This window comes from Arenibacter catalasegens (assembly GCF_002909235.1).
GTDB classification, from domain to species: Bacteria; Bacteroidota; Bacteroidia; order Flavobacteriales; family Flavobacteriaceae; genus Arenibacter; species Arenibacter catalasegens.
In genome coordinates this window covers 279,884-300,506 of record NZ_PHQQ01000003.1, presented here as the reverse complement: position 1 = coordinate 300,506, position 20,623 = coordinate 279,884, and the positions used below count along the sequence as shown (strand labels likewise).

Here is a 20,623-nt window from a genome sequence, read left to right as displayed (position 1 = left end):
ATGTTGACCCCTCTGTAGATTTTGGTCAAAAAGATAATTTCATGACAATATTACAGTTTTTTTCTTAGACTTTCTCCCTTTAATTCTATCCTATGGGAAGTGTGTACCAACCTATCTAAAATTGCGTCGGCAATGCTTGCTTCCCCAATTATGTCATACCAGCTTCCCACAGGTAGTTGACTGGCAATAATGGTAGATGATCTTCCATGGCGGTCCTCAATGATCTCCATCAGGTCCATTTGCTGTTTTCCGTCCAGATGGGCCAGTCCGAAGTCATCCAGGATCAACAGGTTTGCCTTTGCCAGCTTATCAAAGAATTTCAGGAAGCTTCCGTCTATACGGGTCATTTTGGTTTTCATCATTAATTTTTGTGTATTGTAGTATAGCACTCTATGTCCTTGGCTACACGCTTGGTGTCCCAGGGCAGAGGCTAGAAAGGATTTACCGCAACCAGTAGCTCCGGTCAATAGGATCGACTCTCCTTTTTTAAGATAGGAGCCACTGGCGAGTTCTGTAATCTGGGTTTTATTTATCCCTCTTGAGGAGTCCAGGCTCAGTTCTTCCACGCTGGCCTGATATCTAAATTGCGCTCCTTTTTTCAGGCGTTCAAAACGGCGGTGGGTACGGTCTTCAGCTTCCGCCTGCAACAGGACCTCCAGGCCTTCCCCAAAAGAGAGTTCGTGGTGCTGCCGGGTTTCCACCATGGCTTTCCAACTGCTGTGCATGCCATTGAGCCGTAGCTGTGTCAATTGATTTTCAATAGTACTCATATGTGTATTTATTTAAAAGGTTACTTATTTATAGGATGATGCCCCACGGATGTTTCCATGGACCGGCAGGGATTTGACCACAGGTTCTTCCGGGTATTCGGTCATCCGGTTTTCCAGGACCTGTTTTAAGAACTTGTAAGAATAGTTCTGATGTTCCATTGCAATATTGCAAGCTTTGGTAAAGGATCCGAGATCCGCCTTACGGGACAGGTTTAAGATGCCGTCACAGGTTTTATAAAGCTGCTCGGGATATTTATCCTGTTTGAACAAGGCCTCCATAAACCCATACAGTGCCTCGGAGTGATTATAGCCACGCTGCAGATAATAAGTAGGGCTTCGCTCCTTGTAATACTGATGGTGGGAACACAGATGTTCCTTTCGAGTGGTATATCCTCCCTTGCGGCGGTTCCTGGGATGGGCAGCAATAAGATCTGCCCTGTGGTATATCCTTACCAGGGATCGGGTGTAGATCACCTTGACCTTCAATCCGATATAGGTGAAGGGTACGCTGTAATAATGCTTGTCCATACCCAGGTAAATATGATTGTTCTTGGCCACCTTGTGCTCCCTATAGTACTTGATCTCAAAGGGCTGTGCCGGTAAGGGCCGGAGGGTATGTTTTTCATCGGCCAGGAATTTCTCTTCCCTGCAGTACTCTTTTTGTTGCATCCGGGTCTGGTTGTGCTCTTTGACCTTCTGGGCAATGGCCTGGTTAAGCGAGGGAAGATCAAAGAAAGTAAGCTTACGGAGTTTAGCATATACCCGGCTATAGATAAGCTTCACCTGGTTCTCGACCAAACTTTTGTCCTGGGGTCTCCCGGGTCTGGTCGGGGTCACCGAAGTCCCATAGTGATTGGCAAAATCCTCCAGTGCACGATTAATATCAGGTTCATAGGGATTCGCCTTGATCACGGCAGCTTTAAGATTGTCCGGCACCAAGGTCTGCGGCACTCCACCGATCTCTTTTAAACAACGGCCCAGGACATGGATAAAATCTTCCATCTTTTGGCTGGGCACCGCCATAGCGAAGCAATAATCGGAATACGGCAGGCAGGCCACAAAGACCTGGACCTTGATCTCCTCTCCGGTCTGCCTGTCGACATAACATAAGGGCTTGCCCGCAAAATCCACGTACGGTTTATCGCCCGGTCTATGGTCCAATACCATGGATGGTCTGCCATTGCGCAAGTATTGCCGGATATGGTAACAGAACTGGGCGTAGCTGTAAGGATCAGGGTTACCTGCTTTATATTCATCCCATAGCACCTGACGGTTGACACCTGTTTTCTTGAGTTCCTTACTAAAATAATCCAATTGGGGTTTGAGTCGATCGTAACGCTCGTCTTTATAGGCTGGGTTTCCAGGATTTAATTTCCCCTCAAGTACAGGATCTTCCAAAGCCAACAAAACTTCCAACAAGAGGTTGCTCGCTTTAGATTTTTGAATATAATCCTTCACGGTGTTCTTGCTCACCGATAGGGATCTGGCAATGGTTTTAATTCCTTTTCCCTGGTGATACAGGCGAAGTATTTGTTTTACTTGACTCATTGGTTTTGGTTTTCCGGCCATTGGTTATCTTTTTGATGGTGTCCATCAAATAAACCAAAACCAGAAAGAAAATAGGGGTCAACACAAAAAGTTGTGGAGTAAATAAAAAGGATTGAACTTTGAAGCAAAAATATTTATGCTCCCAGATCCACTATCATCCATAGCCAATTTATTGCTTCCCGAAGTGCTTGTCACCTATTTTGATTTAAAGAAGCACGAGATCAAGGGAGAAGAACTTCACTTTTATTTTACAGAACAGAACAATGCTCCCGATGGACATGGCGGTGCGAAGCTCCATTCCAAGGGTTTTTTTCCAAAGGCTACGGTCCAGGATTTTCCCATACGAGGAAAGAATGTCTTTCTGCACATCATACGCCGCAGATGGGTTGATCAGGACACGGGTACAGTGGTCACAAGAGATTGGGAATTGGTAGCAAAAGGAACTAGGATCACTAGTGAGTTTGCTGCTTTTTTAAAAGAGATCCGTCGGTAACAATGCCACGAGCACATCGGTTGTGGCCCAGTTCTATGGCGTCAGCCCCAGAAGCCTGCAAAGACAGTACAGGGATTATCTGAGCGATTTTAAGACCTGGGACCAAAAGGGGCATGCAAAACAGTGGCTCCTGTTCCCCCAAAACCTAGGAAGCCATCTATCCCTCGATGAGACCGCTTTCTCCAATGGAGAGCTCTACACTATACTGACCAATAAGGACGCCAAGGGGAAGAAGGGTGCTATAGTGACCATGGTCAAGGGCACCAAGGCAGAGGATGTGATAAGGATATTGCAACATATCCCTTTAAAACACAGAAGGAAGGTCAGGGAAGTCACCTTGGATATGGCCGGGAACATGGGGCTTATCGTCAGAAAATCCTTCCCGGAAGCCACCTTGGTCATAGACCGTTTCCATGTTCAGAAACTGGCACTGGACGCGCTGCAGGAAATCAGGATCAAGCACAGATGGGAAGCTCTCGATGCTGAAAATGACGCCATAGAAAATGCTAGGAACAGATCCATAAAATACACTCCGGAGTTATTGCCTAATGAAGATACCCTTAAACAATTATTGGCCAGGAGCAGGTATCTATTGTATAAATCAAGTAGTAAATGGACCGAAAATCAATCCAAAAGAGCGAAAATACTTTTTGAACGCTATACCGATCTGGAGAAAGCATATAAATTATGCCAGAATCTATCTTGGATATTCAACAATACAAAGGACAAAACCATGGCACTCATAAGATTGGCAAAATGGGACGAAAAAGTTCGACAGGCCAACTTCAAAAGCTTCAGCACCATATCCAGGACAATGTCGATCCATTATCAAAATATACTGAATTACTTTGACAACAGAAGCACCAACGCCTCGGCAGAATCCTTCAATGCCAAGATAAAAGCTTTTAGGGCACAGTTCAGGGGCGTCAGGAACGTAGAATTCTTCTTATATAGGCTGACAACTATTTTTGCTTAATCCTTAATCCCACAACTTTTTGACTTGATCCGAAAATAGCTAGGGGGTCAGCATGCTCCCAAATAAATCATCTGGAGGGGTCAACATGCTCCAGAATAATTTTAAAATCTAGCTATCTTCTTTTTCTAAGGGGGGTCAGCATCCGCCAGAACGGCAGTTACTTATAAGTTGGGCTTTAAAGGGGTCAGCATGCTCCAGTATATCCACATTGTTACAAAAAACGGAAAAATAACACAAATACAAATTTAAAACTAGCGCTATCAATACCTCCAATTTAAAGTCTTAGTCTAGTTCTCTATAGTTAAGTAATATTCTATTTTTTAAATAGTTCAGTAAAGCGAACTTTTTAAAGGACAATTAATTTAAAGACCCAAAACCTTCAAAGGCACAATATAATGTGTTAGTCCAGGGTAGAGCGAATAAAACAGATAAGGTTTTCTGAATCTATTTAATTTTCTTGCGAACACGATATTTAAAAATATCTGTATCACAATAAGATCTAACATACTTTATACTTTTTGAGAGACTTTCTATTGGCATGGATGTATTAGATATGCAATGCCACGTTCTTGCGGAAGTTAAAAAACCCCTCAACTCCAAAACCACCAGAACAGACTCGCTTCGCCAATCTGCATTAAGCATCTTTCGGTTTCCGATTTTTTAACCCCCTCAGAACCGCAGAAAGGTCAAGCGGTAAAAAACCGCTTGACCTTTCTTACCCCTGCCCACATAAAAAATGATTTTCCATGATTTCTTAATTTTTTCAACACCATATTGGACCAGATAAATTTTCTGTCTGTACCCATTTATATTGATATGGTTCCATATGTTTTAAGAAGTTAAAATATTGATTATAAGATAGTTATATTCAAAATTGATCAACTATATTTATCCTTGGAAAGGATAGCAAGTTGTATTCTAAGTAACTTAGAATTGTCTACTTCTGACGAAGTGTTTGCCTAAAAGATCAAAGGAAATGGAACAAGGGAAAAGAGGCCGAAAAGGATTGGGAAAAAGGAAGCGGTACCATAACGTAATACTCCGGTTCAACGATATGGAATATGAGAGACTCAAGATAATTGCCGGATCCTACAACCTTGACATTTCTCAGCGTGGCGTAATTAGCCCTCTTCTACGAAGGCTGGTATTGGACAGGGAATCGGAGGAAAAGGAAAGGCTTCCGGACACCTTGGAACTTGCCCATCATATCAACAGGATAGGCAGCAACATCAACCAATTGGTAAAACTGGCACGCTTCAAGAACCTGAGAAGTCCGAACAGTAGTTTGGTAGACGAGATACAAAGGACAAATGAACTGTTGGACTCACTTATCGAAATCACAATAGAAGAACAATTGGGATGATAGGACGGATAGGATATGGGGAAAGCTGCCAGGGAATGCTGAACTATGTGTTCGGCAAGGAAGGCATGCGCATCCTCGGTTACGGGAATATGTACTCACAGGACATATCACAAAAGTTTTTCGTTAGCGTACTCCATTTCCAGGGGCAGCGCAATGCCACCAAAAACCGCTATGCCCATATCACTCTGAACCTTCCCCTTGGGGAACACCTAGACGACAAAACCTTCCAAGAAGTATCGAGGGAATACATGGATCAAATAGGCTATGGCGAACAGCCCTTTGTAATGGTGCGGCACACCGATACCGGGCACGAGCATGTCCATATAATTACGACCAATGTGGACGATGATGGAAAGGTCCTCGGAATTTTTAACAGCTACCGAAGGAATGTGGCGACCCAACGATACCTTGAAAAAATGTTCGGACTATCGCCATCGCCACGTACCAAACAGCAGAGGGAACTCCCGATCCACAGATTGCCCGAACTCCAGTTCGGCATGGACCCTGCCCAAGGGACGAAGTACTATTTGCAGGACGTACTGAACGGCATCCTCCAAAAACACAAAGTGAGGAGTTTCAGGGAACTGGCAAAACTAGTAAAGCCCTATCACATCGAAATAAGGCAAACAAAAAACATATCGGGAAGGATAGGGGTGGCCTATGGCCTGGACAATCAAAAAGGCTACCGGACCAGGTTCATCAATGGCTCTACCGTGCACCAAAGCTTGAGCGGCCCGAAACTGCAAAAGGTCTTTGAGGCCAATTCAAAATCGAAGCTACTTCCGATGCACCGCAAACGCCTGCTGAAACAAATTGGGACCACCTATGGTTTTTTCAAGAACATCCGTCCGCACGGATTGCCAGAAGTACTTAAGGAATATCAGGACATCGACATCAAACTGGACAGAAAAGAGGATACTATCACGGGATATTTCATCTATGACAAGTCGGGATATGTATTCACGGAAAGGGAGCTGGGCCAAAACATGAGAATGGATAAACGACCCGAAATTTTCGGAAATGGAATCGAAGATACCGAAATCGATACCAGTAGCAAGCAGTTCGGAATAGAGATCCAAAAACTGATAAAGGAGGCATTCCAAACATCCCATCTTAAATCCGATAAACGGAACGGACTGCTCTCTGAGAGTATTATGACCAAAAGCCTAATAGATATCCTCCCATATATAAAAACATCAAATAGGCACATTTTCCTTGAACGCTATTTACCAAGTAATCAAAAAGAATTGTTGAGGGAAGCTCTTGAACATGAATTCTTAACGGTCAGGGATAGATTGTTCCAATTGGAGACCAAGAAGGAAATAGAAACCTTGGAAGATAAGTTCAACCTTATCGGCAAGGTATTGGAAAAGGGCATTTTCGATGTCGGGATGGAAAAGGGAAGCGTCCGGCTTTTGTTCCAGGCATTGGGGGTAAAATATCACGACAACCAGTTGTCGTTCACTAATTCGAACAGGCATACGGTCGCGGTTCACTTGGGAAATTTCCCTTTCCCCAAGGCCATGGAAGTGTATGTATCCATCGGATTTGTACGTCAAAATCATTCGGTGCTGGAACTATTAACGGCACAGAATTCCGATAGCAGCACTAAGCTGACGGCATCTGCCATTTTTCTTCCCATGGTATTTCCGAAACTTTATCAGGCAATGGCACCGATCTACAGGCAACAATATGAGAGCGCCGCTTTGGGCTCCTACCTAAAATATGCCGAACGGATGCACACCCCCTATGAAAAATCCCCAAAGGATTACATTGCCTTTTTCAATGCCAAAGGGTTCTATTTTACCAGAACGGAAAATGGTTTAGAAGTCAAATCCATTTATACGGACAACGGAACAAGTTGCACGCTGTCTAAAAAGACAGGCCTTTATTTGAATTCCATTCCCGATGTAACTAAAATATTAGAGGAGCAACATATCGTTATCAACGGACTTGTTAAAGACGGCAGGAACGATCTGAAAAACTTATGGGCGGGCCATCTTATGGAAAGGGAAAGGTACGACAAGGTATCCTTTATGTTAACGGAGGAAAAAGTTTACCCGAACCTTCATCCGGAGATGGTGCAGCACTATATGGATAGCGGGCTTAGGAAAAGTTTGGACGAAGCAATCAAAAGGCAATTCAATATCCAACAAAACCGCTTATTGCGGAAAGGAGTCTATGCCATCAGTTCGCTATTAGGCAATAAGGGCAAAGGACAAAAGGAGATTTACAATGGTTTTAAGGATGAAATGACAGATTATTCAAAGTTTAAGGGCAATAGCTTGTTGCTATAACTTGATTAATGGATTTAATCGGAGAATTTGAGAACCTTGGTTGCTTTTTGTGGATAGGGAGAAAAGAACTATAATACGTTTATTGGTTTAGCCCTTTAAACTTATTTTTCCGAGAGATGTCCGAAAATTTCATCTTGATATTCGTCCATTTTGCTTTTTCTCAAATTGGCTAGATATGCTTGGGTAGTACTGATTCGCTTATGACCTAACATCTGCGAAATCGCCGTTAAGGGTATGCCCATATCATTTGCTCCTGAAGCAAATGAATGACGGGCCGCGTAACTCGTTATGTTTTCTTCAATACCTGCAAGTTCGGCAAGTTTTTTGAGATTGTCATTAAATCTCTTTCTAGCCCATACAATTTGATTGTAGCTATCAGTTGGAATGTCACTTTTGATAATGTTCAACAAATAATCCGATTTTTCCTTTCCCTTAGTAAAGAATGTAAGGAATGGTTTTAGCTGGTGATGGATTTTTATATTGTAAGGTTCATCAGTCTTCTTTCTTGAGTACTTGATACGTCCGTCAACAATATTGGAAAGCTTTAAATGTGCCATATCAACAAAGGACATGCCATTTAGAAGAAAACTCATCATAAAAATATTTCTATCTCTAAACAGCGCAGTATTTTCATCCAACTCCAATTCTGCAATTTTACGAATGGCATTAATTGGCAAAGCACGCTTTTCAGGTTTTCCACTTCTGATGATATAATCATTAAAGGCAAATCCTTCATTGTCTGCAATACCGGCTTTAATAGCTTTTCGATTGATGGCCCGTATCGTGCGTAGATAGACACTTAGCCCGCCAAGTTTGTTGCCTTTGCCTAAATGGTGCTTTTCAAATCGGTTTAGGAAGTCAAGATTCAATTCATCAAATGTGAAATCCTTACTTTTTCTAAAATTCTTAACTGCATTCAGGGTATGTTTATAAACTCTTGCATTGCCGACACGTTTTGATTTGAGCATATCCTGTATTTGCTGTTCGGTGAATTGATAAAAAGTAACTTTGTTGGAAGAGCGGGTAATATGAGTTCTTACATCCGACACGCTCATGTATTTCAATTTGTTATTGTCCTCTAATTGGGTAAGCATATCTACCATATAAGCCATTCTCTTCTGTAAAAGATTGTTTAAGCGCGCTGGAGACTCTGTACCTTTAAACGATGGCTTGATTTGGTGTCTTTTTTGATCCCAATCGGAAACGACTAATTGATGCCCCGTTCCTATGCTCGTAGTTTTTCTATTATGAGTTAACCGGAAAATTAAAGGGAAGGTTTTAGTATCTTTACGCCTAGTATCTAAAGAAAGTTTAATGTGTGTGGCCATCTTTCCTGATTGTATTTGCACGCAGATTGCACGCAAAAGTTGAATTAATATGGTTTTATATGTACTTAAAGATACGGAAAATCCTTGAAAACCCCCGTATTTATTGAATTTTTAATACATGTTAATCCAAATAGAATCTGTCTGTCACGCAGGGGGTCGCGGGTTCGAGTCCCGTCCGGACCGCTAAAAGCCTTCAACGAAAGTTGAGGGCTTTTTTCGTTTTGGGAGTGGATGGAAGGAGCACCGTTTCAGTTGGTGTAGGGTGGGAATATAACTACGGCTAAAAAATTGAAATCATAAAAGTAGCCTAACGATATAGAGTATTGTCATGTGAAATTACATGCTCCTTTACCTTGTTTTGAAATTCCTGTGGGGTTTGCCCGGCGTGTATTTTAAAAAAACGACTAAAATAGGAGTGATCCTTAAAATCTAAATTATAGGCAATTTCCCTAATGGTATTCTCGCTATGTATAATTTGTCGCTTGGCTTCTTGTATTAACCGATCATGAATTATTTGTACTCCTGTTTTATTCAGCTTTTCTTTTAATATTTGATTTAATCGTTTTGCACTAATGCTCAATTTACCGGCATAAAAGTCGGCATTTCGTTTTTCCTGATAATTGTCTTCAAGCAACAGCATAAACTCGTATACTCGCTTTTCATTGATATCCTGTAGGGTAAAATGTTGTTCTTTTAGCTGTATCAATTTCAATAAAAATACTTTTAATAGGGCTTTAAGCATAATTAAATTGATGGTTTCCTTTTTGTATTCCTCTTCTAATAATTGATAGACATCTACCAGTCCTTTAGAGGTCTCTTCATTTACTTGCAAACACGAGAACTCTCCTCGGATATTAAACATTCTAAAGACGTCTAATAAAAACTCCTTTAAGTCCCCTTCCAATAAGTCTTGTTTAAAGGAAATAAGAACTCCGTTTTTACCGGCTTTATTCAATTGATGAACCCGATAGGGAGGTATCAAGTAGATCCAATCTCCCTTTAAAGTTTGAAAATCGTATTGTGGCACATGAAGAGCATCCTCGTTGCGCAACCAAACAATTTCATAAAAATCCCTTCTGGCGGGATCATTTAAATAAGCTGGAGGACAATTGCCTAAATTTTTAATATATAAAACCTTATCACTGAGCATAAAAATTGTTTTTGACTAAAAAAATAGAGGTTGTTTTTAGATTTTAAATCGACCAAAAATGGTGTGATTTCCAAATTGTACCACAAAAATAGAGAATAATACCATCACTTTTTGATATATGGGCAAATTGTACTAGACAACTATCAAATTGTGTAACTAGTCTAGAGATGTTGGCTATATCTTTGTATTGCAGTTTGAGAGTCATAAAGATTTCAAATAGGAAAGTTATGGAAAACACATCTACAATAGAGGCAACACAAAAGACACAATTAGTAGCAAGGGCAATGCAAACCATTATGGATGAGCATCATAGGTTAACTGCTAATATTAGGTCTGATGAAATGGCAGCTTTAATGCCAGTATTAAACAAGGCCAAAAATATTTTTTTAATGGGTGCTGGGAGAACCGGACTCATGATGAAAGCTTCGGCCATGCGTTTAATGCACTTGGGGTATAAAGTATATGTGGTAGGTGAAACCACAACTCCAGCCATCAATGAAGGAGATTTGCTAATCGCCGGATCGGGCTCTGGTACAACTAGTGGAGTCGTAAGAGCTGCGGAAACGGCTAAAACTGTGGGAGCAAGTGTGGTTTGTTTTACAACTAGTCCAGCTTCACCTTTGGCAGCATTGGCGGACTTTACAGTTGCAATACCCGCAGCACAAAAGCAGGTGCGGGACGAAGATGTTTCTAAACAATATGCCGGTAGCCTTTTTGAGCAATCACTCTTAATGAGCTTTGATGCTCTCATACAGGCCCTTTGGGAATTGGATGGCAGTACAGCTTCTGAATTATGGAAGCGACATGCCAATATAGAGTAACAAAACGAATGACAATAATTAAATAATATAGAACAATTTAAATTTTCAATTATGGCAAAATTACAAGTAGCAATCGATTTATTAAAAATAGAGGATGCAATTGCATTGGCAACAAAAGTGGCTCCTTACATAGATATTATAGAATTGGGTACCCCACTTATTAAAAGTGAGGGATTATCTGGAATTAGAAAGATGAAAGATGCTTTTCCCGATAAATTGGTTTTGGCAGATTTTAAAACTGCCGATGCAGGGGAATTGGAAGCCAGTATGGCTTTTGGTGCTGGCGCTGATTATGTTACCATATTGGGAACTTCTGGCGATTCAACCATAGCAGGAGCGGTTAAAGCAGCAAAAGAACATGGTAAAGGTGTTGTTGTAGATACTATTGGGGTAAAAGACAGGGTAAAACGTGCCCAAGAAGCAATCGCATTAGGGGCCGAGTTTGTTGAGTTACATGCAGGTCTAGACGAACAAGCGGAAGAAGGATACTCCATTCAGGTGTTAATTGACGAAGCTGCAATAGCTGGAGTTCCCGTATCTATTGCTGGTGGTGTTAACAGAGGTAGTATTACGGCAGTAAGAGCGTCTGGTGTTATAGTTGCAGTTGCCGGTGCCGCTATATACGGAGCGGAAGATCCTGCTTTAGCGGCTAAAGAATTAAAAGAATTATTAAGTGTATAAGACACCTAAGGTGGCAGGTATTCCTGTAATAAAACAGATCCCATAAATTAACTTTTATAGGGATCTGTTATTTTATAGTTTTGGAGATTCAGAATATTTGACTCCATTTATAGGGGTTTGTCTGTTATAGGCCTAAGCTAAAAGCCTTCAACGCAAGTTGAGGGCTTTTTTCGTTTTAGGAGTAGATAGCCGATGCGAATTGCCCTATATTTACAGTAAATTAATCCACCCCCAGTATGTCCGAATTTTCTAAAAGAAGAGTAAAACTGGTCTTTACCCTTTCATTGGTAACCACCATTATCACTGTAATTTGGTTTTTTATAGCCAGAAGTCTGGATATTCAAGAATTGAGCAATTACATTGGGGCAACAGCACCATTTTTTATCCTTTCGGCTGTTATTTCCAAAAAGGGCAACCTTACCCTAGCCCGTTTTATTTTTATGATTGCCTTTAATTTGAGCGTAACGCTAACTGCGTCATTTGTTGGAAAAGCTGGTAGTGTGGAATTTATATTGATGTTTGCCATGGCGTTACCGTTTGTGTTGTTTTCTTTTAGACGGGAAAAACTCTTCATCGCTATCTTTTCGGGGCTGTCAATGATATTTTGGTTTCTCTTGTATTTTACGGATTTCAACCTCTTTACCAACATACATATGGATGCCGTACAGGCAGGAAAGTATATTTATCCGATTTCCATTGCTACTACTATTTTTTTGGTAACCTATCAATTAATCTATTTCTCTTATATAAACGCGGGATTCTATTCTAAAATACATAATCAACGGGAAGTAGCCATAGAGGCATCAAATGCCAAGTCTAGGTTTTTAAGTATGATGAGCCATGAAATAAGGACTCCCCTTAATGCCATCACTGGTCTCTCACATATATTGGGCGACTCTAATCCACGCGAGGACCAAAAGCAGAATATTGAAGCCTTGAACTACTCTGGCAAAATTCTACTGAATTTACTGAACAATGTTTTGGATTTCAGTAAAATGGAATCAACAAAAATTGAACTTGATCCAATTCCCACAGACATTATGGCGGCTGTGAAGCAGATAAAAAAGATTCACGAGCCCAGTTGTTTGCGAAAGGGTATTGCCTTTGAATTGGAAATTGATAAAGAACTACCTGTTGTATGGTTGGATATTGTTCGTTTTAATCAAGTAATCAATAATCTCGTTACTAATGCCATAAAGTTTACGGACAAAGGAGGCGTAACATTGAAAATTGTAAAACAAGAAGAAACTGATGGCCATGTACTCATGCGTACAGAAATCATAGATACTGGAATTGGTATTCCCGAAGAGCAACAAGAGAAAATATGGCAGGCATTTACTCAGGCATCAAGTAGTACAAATCGTTTATATGGAGGTACCGGACTTGGCTTGCCAATTGTTAAAGGTATAGTTGAGGCCATGGGCTCCATGGTAAAAGTTGAAAGTGAGATGGAAGTCGGAAGTCGTTTTTATTTCGATTTAGAATTGAAGTTGGCCTCTAGTAAAGAGTTGGATCAAATCACACAAAAAAAAGTGCACGATCTAAAAGGCAAAAAAGTATTGTTGGTCGAAGATAATCAGATCAATGTTATGGTAGGTAGGCAGATATTGGAGAAGGCAAACCTAGTGGTAGATGTAGCCTATGACGGTCTTATTGCAGTAAACAAAGTACGTGAAAGTAATTACGATGCGCTACTTATGGATATTCAAATGCCCGTAATGGATGGATATACCGCATCCAGAGAAATCAGAAAATTTAATACCACTGTTCCTATCTTGGCGCTATCGGCTTCTGTATTTCAAGAGGTGAAAGACAAAATGATCGAAAGTGGTATGGATGGCTTTATTTTTAAACCTTTTGATCCTATAGACCTGCTCAACAAAATAGAAGAAATAATGGAGAAATAGTGCTTGATACTCAATGCCAAATAACATCAGAGGTGTAGGTATCTTGTAAGTTGATGATTTCTGAAATAGAAAATTTCATATCAGGCTGGTCTACCTTGTTGTTGGAGGAAATGTAATTTTCGGGTTGGTGATTGCTCCTCGGCTTAATCCGACTATTATTTAAAAATCCACCCTTGTTAATCTGAGGATTTTATACAATGCCTTGACTTCCAAAAGTTAGTTGCCCAGAATACTAGTTCAACAAGGCGGACAGTATACCCTAATTGTCTTAATTTTTACTAAAATTATTTGGAAGCTTGACTAATTGGGCCTTTTAATTACCTTCATTATCGAAATAAGGATACTCTTTTGTATCTTGTTAGTAGCAGTATGGAAATAGGGTCCGGTTGGGATCCTCAAGACAAATCTACCATTTGTTTTATAGTTTTCGCTAAAACTTTCCTAGGGAAGGTTTTATCCATCAATAATGCAATTATAATTAGCTTATAATTTTGGTGAACCAGTATCAATATTAACAACATATGCAACAGAACTTCGTAAATAAAGTTCAGACATTTGGTACCGCACCCGTTTTTTTTACGGCCATAGCCACAATTTTGGGTGCCATTATGTTTCTCCGATTTGGTTTTGCCGTTGGGCAAGTAGGATTTTTGGGAGCTATTGCCATAATTTTAATCGGGCATGCGGTAACGATTCCCACAGCCATGGCCATTGCAGAAATTGCGACCAACCAGAAAGTGGAAGGAGGAGGGGAGTACTACATTATTTCCCGTTCTTTTGGACTGGTTATTGGCACCACCATTGGCATTGCCCTTTATTTTTCCCAAGCCATAAGTGTAGCTTTTTACGTGATGGCTTTTTCGGAGGCATTTACCATCTTTTTTGATTGGTTGATCGCTGCCATGTCTATGCCGGATTGGCTAGTATGGCTCTTAAGGCAAAAACAGACCGTTGGTATTCCCGGTTTGTTACTGCTTACGTATGTTATGCTGACCAAAGGTGCGGATTTGGGGGTAAAGCTTCTCTACACGGTTGTGGCAATTCTTGCCATTTCGTTAATGGCATTTTTTATAGGTACAACAGAATACAGCAAGTCCCATGATTTTGATCCTTTTGAGTCCATAGCCGATGTGGTGGAAAGACCGGAGGCTTTTGTTATAAATCCACCTGCTTCGGAAAACAAAAGCAATAATGAATCTGATAGTCTTACAGAGGGAGGACCATTTAAGAATGATAAGAAGGCTGAAATTAGTGCGAATTCAGAAAATAATAAGGATAATGGCCTGCCTGAGGCCATTAGTTTTTTCATTGTTTTTTCAATCATCTTTCCTGCTTTTACGGGGATGACCGCTGGCGTGGGATTGTCCGGTGACCTTAAGAATCCAGGAAGATCTATTCCGCTGGGTACCTTGGCAGCTACCCTTTGTGGGATGCTCATGTATTTTTTAATTGCATGGAAATTAGCTGTTTCGGCACCACCTCAGGAGTTGGCCGATACATCCCGATTGATTATGGCCGATATCGCCTGGCAGGGCTGGTGGATAATTCCCATTGGACTTGCAGCAGCTACTATTTCTTCGGCCCTGGGGAGTATTATGGTTGCTCCCCGTACGCTGCAGGCCATTGCTCGCGACGGTATTTTTCCAACACCAAAATTCAACCACTGGTTATCCAAGGGGAAAGGTGAAAAAGATGAACCTTATAATGCCTCGGTCTTAACTATAATAATTGCAGGTGTATTTATTCTTATGGGTGCCCTAGATAGCGTAGCCCAGATTATTTCAATGTTTTTTATGGTGGCCTATGGGTCGCTATGCCTTATTTCTTTTTTGAACCATTTTGCAGCCGACCCTTCTTACCGGCCAAAATTTAAATCACGTTGGTATGTGTCTTTGTTTGGCGCCATTAGTTGTTTTGCGCTGATGTTTTTTATGAATGCTGCCTATGCCCTAATGGCCATTCTTATGATTTTGATTTTATTCTTATGGATAGTGAATTACAATCAGGATAAAAGAAATCTTGCCGTGATATTTCAGGGTGTTATTTTTCAGTTAAGTCGGCAGATGCAGGTATTTCTTCAAAAAGCGGAAAAAGAAAAGTCCCATAGTTGGCGACCCTCAACCATTGCTATTTCAGAAGACAGTTTTACGAGATTTTCCGCGTTTCAGCTGCTAAGGTGGATCGCCTATCGTTATGGTTTTGGGACCTATATCCATTATGTTAAGGGATATTTGTCCAAAGAGACGAATACGGAAGCTGCTCGCTGTAAAAGACAGTTGATCGCTATGGCCGATGTTAGTAAGAGCAATGTTTTTATCGATACCTTGGTTTCCCCTTCCTTTACCTCTACGGTAGCGCAGATTATCCAGTTGCCAGGAATAGCTGGCAAGGAAAATAATCTTCTTTTGTTTGAGTATCATAAAAACCATCCGGATAATGTGATGGACATAGTGGATAACTTGGGACTTATTAAATCGGTTGATTTCGACCTTATTATTCTGGCCAGTTCGGAGAGGGGATTTGGTCTAATGAAACACATTCACCTGTGGATTTCTCCCTATGATTTTGAAAATGCCAACCTAATGATCCTCCTCGCTTATATTTTGTTGGGACATCCGGACTGGAAAAAAGCAACGATTAAAATTCATGCTGTTTTTCCCGAAGATTCCATTGATGAGGAGCGGGAGCGGCTATTTCTGCTCATCCAAACAGGACAGTTGCCCATTTCACCTAAAAACATTGAGTTTATCGCCCAAAAATCCGCAGTGAGTATTAAACATATTATTAATGAAAAATCCCGGGAAGCAGATTTAACCATCGTCGGGTTTGTGGAAAAGGCTGTTGATCACCTGGGAATTCAGGCCTTTGACGGTTATGGGGATATTGGAAATGTGCTTTTCGTAAATGCAGCTGCATCCAAAGAGATAAAATAATTTTCTTGAAGGCAAAATTATTCTTCTGATGGGAGTTCTAGAATTCTCAAATACTAACCAATTTAGAATTGGCAATACACTTTTAGCATATCGGGGTTGTTGTTATTTTCGTTTAAAATCTGATAAAAGTTAAGGATCAGAAATCAATTTATATTGATTGTACAATATCAGCCTAGCTTGTATTAACTTTATAGGCCATAATTAGCTACATCAATGAAAAAAATCATTTTCTTTCTATTTCTTATTCCTATTCTTTCTTTTGGTCAAAATAACAATCTAGGAGCCGAATCAATTACAAACCTTAAAGCATCTTATATAGACAGCCCTTTTAATCAGGAATATCATGAGGGGTTTATTGTAGATGAAAATAACGCAGATGCCAATAATGTACGGGCAATTCAACCAGCCTTGGATGGTACTATATGGATTGCAACGAAAGGTGGGATTTATCAGAAAAAAGTCAATTCCAGAGAATGGCATTTGGTGGTGATGGGAGAAGATCAAGGTCCAGCTTATGACGTTGAAATAGACAAGGACCAAAACGTTTGGATGGCGACTTGGAACGGGGTCTATAGGTATAGACGAGGCAGTATTGAAAAAATGGGAGGCCCTAGGGCGCCCTTAGCCAAAATAGTTTCGGCAAAAGAGGGTGTTTATGCGTTGGGACCATACGGAATATGGTTGTATAAGAATAAAAAATGGCAAAAGAAAAAATATAAGACAGCCAGTAGTATAAGAACAGTGCTTTCTGATAATGCAGATGGACTGTGGATTGGTACAGATGTGGGGCTCTATCATTGCAATGATGAAGGAACCCAAGTATATCAAGGAAACGACGATTTGATAAGCGCCTATATCAAAGGAATGGATTTTGATCAAGAAGGAAACTTGTGGATTGGTGGTCTGGGAGGGGTGTCCATTAGGAACCAGGCTTCCAAAATTGGAGAAAAAACACCCAAAGACGGCATTCCCAATTCCAACGTAAATACTGTGGCAAAAGCCCTAGATGGCAGAATGTGGGTAGGTACCGAATATGGGATTACAAGATTTGATCTGGGAAAGGATGAATATTCGGTAAGGGTAGGTAGACGTTGGCTGGTATCGGACGAGGTAAGGGATATAGCCTTTGATATTAATGGAAATGCATGGATAGCTACTGCCAATGGGGTAAGTGCCATAAAAAAGAGACAGATGACACTTGCTGAAAAAGCGGATCATTTTTATGACAAATTAATACGGCGCCATGTAAGGGACCCTTGGATCATAGCAAGGTCAAGGTTGGCCATACCCGGTGATACTACATCCATTGAACCCGAGGATGATGATAACGACGGCGAATTTACCTCGAACTATTTAGCGATGGAATCCTTTAGGTACGCTGCCACCAAAGATCCAGAGGCAAAGGAACGGGCAAAAAAGGCTTTTAATTTTTTACAACTTTTGAGAGAAGTGACGGGTGACGATGGGTTTTTTGCAAGAAGTATAATCCCTGTTTCTTGGAATCCTTTACATGATGTAAACAGAACTTACACCGAGCGGGAATTTGCGGAGGAAATAATTGAAAATCCCAGACAAAAGCCGGTTGAAAAACGTTGGCATGTTTCCAAGGATGGAAAATGGAAATGGAAAGGCGATACCAGCAGTGATGAAATATCCGGACATTTATTCGGATATTATTGTTACTATACCTTAGTGGCCGATGATGATGAAAAGCAACGGGTAGCGGATCATTTCAGTAAAATTATGGACCACCTAATTCGGAACGATTTTAATCTTGTGGATGTGGACGGTACCCATACAAAATGGGGCGTTTGGTCCCCGAATATTCTTAACCATAATCCGGATTGGTCCCCGGAACGGGCATTGAATTCTTTGGAATTGCTAGCTTTCTTAAAATTCACTTTCCACGTAACGAAAAACGAAAAGTATCAAAAAGAATATTTGAAATTGATAAGGGAAGACGGGTACTTGGAAAACGCAAAAATGTTGCACAATACCAACCCGTCATGGGAAACGTACTTTGATATCTTTTTGTCTTTGTATATGTATCCAACCCTAATCAACTTTGAAGATGACCCAACTTTAAATAGGGCGTATCAAGACCATTTAGATCAATGGTTTAATAAACATAAAAGGGCAAAAAGTCCATTGGTTAATTTTACGTATAATTTTTTAACTGGAGGTTCTGATGAGTTGGCTAATTCAATAGATTTTCTTAAAGATGCCCCCTTGGACTTGGTAGATTGGTATATTGATAATGGAAAACGTGAAGACCTCAATGTTATTAGACAACCTATACTAGAGGAGCTTCAAACAGTATTGCGCCCTCCAAGTGAATATAGAACTACCCGTTGGGATCAAAATCCATATGTTGCGGTTACTGGTGACCCATCTCAGGAAAAAGAACCAGTCTATTGGCTTTTGCCATATTGGATGGGTCGCTATTTAGATTTGATAACAACTGAATAAGTTTTGTTCCTAATTATAAATGAAAATCTTCGATTGCACGACCCCGCATATGATAAACACAGCCAATAATGGATTCCTGCCTCTGCAGGAATGACATTTAAAATAAAAGCGAATTCTCCCATTCAAAATTCCTGCCAATGGTAAGGGTGGGAAATCTTCATAAATTTTAATTTTATTCCTATAATAGTAAAATCGCTCCAAACGATATACTCAAATTCATTTTGTCATTCCTGCGCAGGCAGGAATCCACTGGACTAATATCTTCTTTTGGGAACAAACAAATCATACATAATAAAGTGTAGGCCTAGCGCCCAATTTGCAATCCTAATTCATTAGTTCATATTCAACTACATCAATCATTTAAAAAGGGCTTGCACCTCTATTTCATATCAACTTTTTTGATCATCTCTTGTTCAAAAACAGCATCGTATTCAGGATTTTTTAGTGTTGGTACAGGGGCATGCGTATTTATTCTCCAAGCTTTGAGTTTTTTAAGTAGTTCTTGGGTCTTTTCCGGATGTTGTTCCGCTAGGTTATTTTTTTCTCCCGGATCTGATTTTAGGTCATAGAGTTCCAAACGGCTATCTTCAAAATATTCATGCAATTTCCAATCGGCGGAAATAATCACGGAACCCGGTCTAGTCCTAAATAAGGGATCGCTGCCTTGATCTTGGACTTTGCTATAGTCCTGCAGATAAATGGGGAAATGGAAGAAGAGGTCTCTTTCTTTTGGGGTTTTAGCTTCCAAAATGGGATTCAGATCTACACCGTCCAAAACATAAGCCTTCTTCCTAGGGTTTGCAATTTGTTGCAGGGTGGGGTAAAAATCCAAATTGCTCACACGGGCCATGGAGCTCGAATTAGGTTTTACCTTTCCAGGCCATTTAATCACCATTGGAACCCTAATTCCTCCTTCATAATACGAACCTTTACCGGCACGTAAGGGGTTTTGTTCAGAAATGGCCCTAATACCTCCATTATCCGAGGTAAATATTACCAGCGTTTTTTTTTCCAAGTCGGTTTTTTTTAGTGCAGTAAGTAATTTGCCCACATTTTCATCCATTGAGGCTACCATAGCCGCATAGTCTGGCCTATTTTGTCCATCGGATCCTTTCTTGTCCTTAAATCTTTCAATAAGTTCCTCTTTACCCATAATAGGCGTGTGTACCGTATAGAAGGGTAGGTAAAGAAAAAAGGTACTGTCCTTATATTTTTCTACAAAAGAGATAGCCTCCTGCGTAATACGGTCGGTTAAATACTCGCCATCGGGTCCATTGGTTATATGGTCTATTTTATATGGGGAAAAGTAACCGTCTTTGCCAGGGTTCCCTTTGGAACTACCTCCTATATTTACATCTATACCCTGTATGGCGGGGTCGTTACCTACATGCCATTTCCCAAAACTTCCAGTGATATATCCTGCCGACTTCAACATTTGGGGCAGGGTGTAAATGGTGTCATTCAGGTGTTCCGTATTTTTTATGGGTATCAATTTTCGGGTTTTGGAATTGCCGCGTTCCGAAGGACTTACAGTAAAAACTCCATGCCGGGGTGTATTGAGTCCGGAAAGCATACTAGCCCTGCTCGGTGCGCAATTTGCAGCGCCGGCATAGGCATTGTAGAATACCATTCCTTCTTTGGCCAAAATATCCAAATTAGGTGTCTCATAATATTGGCTGCCCATAAAACCTAAATCCTTCCAGCCTAGATCGTCAACATTAATGAGTACTATATTGGGAAGGGTGTTATCCGTAATGTTGTCGTTATATGACTTACAGGATAGAAAGGCAGTCACCAAAACTAAGGTGATAACGATGTGGTGGTTTTTTATGTGTTTCATATGTGAAAGGAATCCAGTGCGGTTGATTCGGTAAATTAATGAATATT

General features: G+C 40.6%; 14 protein-coding genes. 9 read left to right on the top strand and 5 right to left on the bottom strand.

Annotated elements, in window-relative coordinates:
- Positions 1-50: 50 nt before the first annotated feature.
- Together istB and istA are read right to left on the bottom strand one after the other, a co-directional pair.
- Positions 51-770, bottom strand: a complete 720-nt coding sequence (istB, locus tag CWD90_RS04865) for an IS21-like element helper ATPase IstB (protein ID WP_103474793.1) — start codon at positions 768-770, stop codon at positions 51-53.
- A gap of 24 nt (positions 771-794) precedes the next feature.
- Entirely contained in the window at positions 795-2,318 is a 1,524-nt protein-coding gene (istA, locus tag CWD90_RS04860; RefSeq protein ID WP_205161201.1) for an IS21 family transposase, read from the bottom strand.
- A gap of 112 nt (positions 2,319-2,430) precedes the next feature.
- Between istA and CWD90_RS04855 the strand changes: the two genes are divergently transcribed.
- From CWD90_RS04855 to CWD90_RS04840, 4 genes are all read left to right on the top strand, one after another.
- A complete protein-coding gene (locus CWD90_RS04855; RefSeq protein WP_317045710.1) occupies positions 2,431-2,811 on the top strand; it encodes an ISAon1 family transposase N-terminal region protein in 381 nt (126 codons plus the stop codon).
- Between the two features lie 22 nt (positions 2,812-2,833).
- Positions 2,834-3,787 carry an ISAon1 family transposase gene (locus CWD90_RS04850; RefSeq protein WP_103474790.1) on the top strand — a complete coding sequence of 318 codons (954 nt, stop codon included), beginning with the start codon at positions 2,834-2,836 and terminating at the stop codon, positions 3,785-3,787.
- A gap of 976 nt (positions 3,788-4,763) precedes the next feature.
- A complete protein-coding gene (locus CWD90_RS04845; RefSeq protein WP_103474789.1) occupies positions 4,764-5,150 on the top strand; it encodes a hypothetical protein in 387 nt (128 codons plus the stop codon).
- Complete coding sequence (locus tag CWD90_RS04840; RefSeq protein ID WP_103474788.1) at positions 5,147-7,447, top strand: relaxase/mobilization nuclease domain-containing protein; 2,301 nt, start codon at positions 5,147-5,149, stop codon at positions 7,445-7,447. The genes CWD90_RS04845 and CWD90_RS04840 overlap by 4 nt, the downstream gene beginning before the upstream one ends.
- 101 nt (positions 7,448-7,548) lie before the next feature.
- Here CWD90_RS04840 and CWD90_RS04835 read toward each other — a convergent pair whose 3' ends face one another.
- Positions 7,549-8,775, bottom strand: coding sequence for a tyrosine-type recombinase/integrase (locus CWD90_RS04835; RefSeq protein ID WP_103474787.1), 1,227 nt, complete (start codon positions 8,773-8,775; stop codon positions 7,549-7,551).
- 307 nt (positions 8,776-9,082) lie between these two features.
- Positions 9,083-9,925: a helix-turn-helix domain-containing protein gene (locus tag CWD90_RS04830; protein ID WP_103474786.1), complete on the bottom strand. Its 843-nt coding sequence runs from the start codon at positions 9,923-9,925 to the stop codon at positions 9,083-9,085.
- 227 nt (positions 9,926-10,152) lie between these two features.
- Between CWD90_RS04830 and hxlB the strand changes: the two genes are divergently transcribed.
- From hxlB to CWD90_RS04805, 5 genes are all read left to right on the top strand, one after another.
- Positions 10,153-10,746 carry a 6-phospho-3-hexuloisomerase gene (gene hxlB / locus CWD90_RS04825; RefSeq protein WP_103474785.1) on the top strand — a complete coding sequence of 198 codons (594 nt, stop codon included), beginning with the start codon at positions 10,153-10,155 and terminating at the stop codon, positions 10,744-10,746.
- A 51-nt stretch (positions 10,747-10,797) separates the two neighbouring features.
- Complete coding sequence (hxlA, locus tag CWD90_RS04820; protein ID WP_103474784.1) at positions 10,798-11,427, top strand: 3-hexulose-6-phosphate synthase; 630 nt, start codon at positions 10,798-10,800, stop codon at positions 11,425-11,427.
- A 236-nt stretch (positions 11,428-11,663) separates the two neighbouring features.
- Positions 11,664-13,334 carry a response regulator gene (locus CWD90_RS04815; RefSeq protein WP_103474783.1) on the top strand — a complete coding sequence of 557 codons (1,671 nt, stop codon included), beginning with the start codon at positions 11,664-11,666 and terminating at the stop codon, positions 13,332-13,334.
- 521 nt (positions 13,335-13,855) lie between these two features.
- Positions 13,856-16,267: an amino acid permease gene (locus CWD90_RS04810; protein WP_103474782.1), complete on the top strand. Its 2,412-nt coding sequence runs from the start codon at positions 13,856-13,858 to the stop codon at positions 16,265-16,267.
- Positions 16,268-16,480: 213 nt separating this feature from the next.
- The gene (locus tag CWD90_RS04805) at positions 16,481-18,736 is read left to right on the top strand and encodes a ligand-binding sensor domain-containing protein (RefSeq protein WP_103474781.1); all 2,256 of its coding nucleotides are present in this window, start codon (positions 16,481-16,483) and stop codon (positions 18,734-18,736) included.
- A gap of 379 nt (positions 18,737-19,115) precedes the next feature.
- On the opposite strand, the gene CWD90_RS04800 is transcribed toward CWD90_RS04805, so the two are convergent.
- A complete protein-coding gene (locus CWD90_RS04800; protein WP_103474780.1) occupies positions 19,116-20,576 on the bottom strand; it encodes a sulfatase in 1,461 nt (486 codons plus the stop codon).
- Between the last annotated feature and the right edge of the window lie 47 nt (positions 20,577-20,623).

Coding starts and splice junctions, on each gene's coding strand:
- hxlA (WP_103474784.1), top strand. CDS start 10,798: ATGGCAAAATTACAAGTAGCAATCGATTTATTAAAAATAGAGGATGCA.
- CWD90_RS04835 (WP_103474787.1), bottom strand. CDS start 8,775: ATGGCCACACACATTAAACTTTCTTTAGATACTAGGCGTAAAGATACT.
- CWD90_RS04810 (WP_103474782.1), top strand. CDS start 13,856: ATGCAACAGAACTTCGTAAATAAAGTTCAGACATTTGGTACCGCACCC.
- CWD90_RS04800 (WP_103474780.1), bottom strand. CDS start 20,576: ATGAAACACATAAAAAACCACCACATCGTTATCACCTTAGTTTTGGTG.
- istB (WP_103474793.1), bottom strand. CDS start 770: ATGAGTACTATTGAAAATCAATTGACACAGCTACGGCTCAATGGCATG.
- istA (WP_205161201.1), bottom strand. CDS start 2,318: ATGAGTCAAGTAAAACAAATACTTCGCCTGTATCACCAGGGAAAAGGA.
- CWD90_RS04830 (WP_103474786.1), bottom strand. CDS start 9,925: ATGCTCAGTGATAAGGTTTTATATATTAAAAATTTAGGCAATTGTCCT.
- CWD90_RS04815 (WP_103474783.1), top strand. CDS start 11,664: ATGTCCGAATTTTCTAAAAGAAGAGTAAAACTGGTCTTTACCCTTTCA.
- CWD90_RS04845 (WP_103474789.1), top strand. CDS start 4,764: ATGGAACAAGGGAAAAGAGGCCGAAAAGGATTGGGAAAAAGGAAGCGG.
- hxlB (WP_103474785.1), top strand. CDS start 10,153: ATGGAAAACACATCTACAATAGAGGCAACACAAAAGACACAATTAGTA.
- CWD90_RS04840 (WP_103474788.1), top strand. CDS start 5,147: ATGATAGGACGGATAGGATATGGGGAAAGCTGCCAGGGAATGCTGAAC.
- CWD90_RS04805 (WP_103474781.1), top strand. CDS start 16,481: ATGAAAAAAATCATTTTCTTTCTATTTCTTATTCCTATTCTTTCTTTT.